The 1231-nt window shown below is 52.5% G+C and carries 1 protein-coding gene; it reads left to right on the top strand.

All coding sequences use genetic code 11. The annotated features are described in order from the left end of the window. The first annotated feature begins 62 nt into the window (after window positions 1-62). Window positions 63-1213, top strand: a protein-coding gene (locus M2400_RS33375; RefSeq protein ID WP_122487344.1) for an IS3 family transposase whose coding sequence is annotated in 2 segments (ribosomal slippage) — window positions 63-297 and window positions 297-1213 — 1152 coding nt in all. Because the reading frame shifts where the segments join, the coding sequence is not laid out codon by codon here. The last annotated feature ends 18 nt before the right edge of the window (window positions 1214-1231 follow it).

The raw sequence follows: 1231 nt of genomic DNA, 5'->3' as shown, positions 1-1231 counted from the left end.
TGAATCGCCCCGGGTTTCGTAGACACCTCCATGCCTTAAACTGAGGCCAATTAGGAGGTGCCATGAGCAACCCGCGTTACCCCGAAGAATTCAAAATCCAAGCGGTCAATCAAGTGACCGAAAAGAAGCTGCCTGTCGCTGATGTGGCGGCCCGTCTCGGCGTGTCGACGCATAGTCTCTATGCCTGGATAAAGCGCTACAGCAAACCTCAAGAAGAACGGCGGCAGGATGATGATCAGCACGCTGAACTACGTCGTCTGCGAGCGGAGCTCAAGCGCGTCACTGAAGAGCGAGACATCTTAAAAAAGGCCGCCGCGTACTTTGCCAAGGAGTGCGGTTGAAGTACGCCTTTATCAAGCAGCGAGCCGGCGACTATTCCATTCGACGGCTATGCCTGACGCTGAAAGTCCATCCCAGCGGTTATTACGCCTGGTTGTCTGAGCCGCAATCTGCACGCGCTAAAGACGACCAGCGACTGCTGGGTTTGATCAAGCATTCATGGTTGGAGAGCGGAGGCGTTTATGGCTATCGTAAAATCCATGACGATCTGCGCGAGGTCGGTGAGGATTGTGGTCGTCATCGTGTGGCGAGGCTGATGCGTCTTGAAGGCCTGCGTTCTCAGACAGGTTATCGACGCCGTCCTGGAAAGTACGGCGGTAAGCCAGCGGTCGCCTCACCCAATTTGCTGAAGCGCCAGTTCGATGTCGTGGAACCCAACAAGGTTTGGGTCACCGACATCACCTACATTCGTACGTATGAAGGCTGGTTGTATTTGGCGGTGGTGCTGGATCTGTTTTCTCGTCAAGTCGTTGGCTGGTCAATGAAGTCGCAGATGACCAGTGATTTAGCTATTGATGCTTTGTTGATGGCGGTTTGGAGGCGTAAACCGAAGCAAGAGGTGATGGTTCATTCCGACCAAGGTAGCCAGTACAGCAGCTCCGATTGGCGCAGCTTTTTGAAGGCAAACAATTTGGTTGCCAGCATGAGTCGTCGAGGCAACTGTCATGACAACGCCGTGGCCGAGAGCTTTTTCCAGCTTCTGAAACGTGAACGGATCAAGCGAAAAATTTACACCAGACGTGAAGATGCTCGTAGCGATGTGTTCGATTACATCGAAATGTTCTACAACTCAAAACGTCGACATGGTTTCAACAATCAGCTGTCACCGATAGAGTTTGAAAAGCGTCACGCAATGAGCTTGCAAGGTGTCTAGAGAACCCGGGGCGATTCA

Source organism: Pseudomonas sp. BIGb0558 (assembly GCF_024807515.1).
GTDB classification, from domain to species: domain Bacteria; phylum Pseudomonadota; class Gammaproteobacteria; order Pseudomonadales; family Pseudomonadaceae; genus Aquipseudomonas; species Aquipseudomonas yamanorum_A.
This window is presented reverse-complemented; position numbering and strand designations above follow the sequence as displayed.